Genomic DNA, 363 nt, shown 5'->3' on the forward strand with positions numbered 1-363 from the left:
GCTGTTCCTCGTCGCGAGCATCTTCAACATCAACGACGGGGTCGCACTCACGCCGCTGATGGTGCTCTTCCAGCACTTCTTCATCACCCTGTTCCCGGTGGCCGTCATCATGCTCGACCCGGCGCCGCCGGACCTGATGAACAAGCCGCCCCGCGACCGCGCGATGCCGATCGCGAACCGGCCGGCGTTTGTCCAGTGGCTGGCGTACGGGGTGCTGCAGTTCGCGCTCACGCTTGCCGCGATGCTCCTCGCCCCGGGCGAGATGAGCACGACCGAGGCGAACGTCCCCATGACGACGGCGTTCGTGGTGCTCTCGCTCGGTTCCGTATTCGGGGGGCTCGCCATGCGGCGCGACCCGGAATC

General features: G+C 67.2%; 1 protein-coding gene. It reads left to right on the forward strand.

Annotated elements, in window-relative coordinates; all coding sequences use genetic code 11:
* Positions 1-363 (forward strand): cation-translocating P-type ATPase C-terminal domain-containing protein (locus tag AC1DYG_RS20855; protein ID WP_477641730.1); only part of this gene is annotated, 363 nt, incomplete at both ends.

It is taken from the genome of Pedococcus sp. P1_H8, from assembly GCF_056405175.1.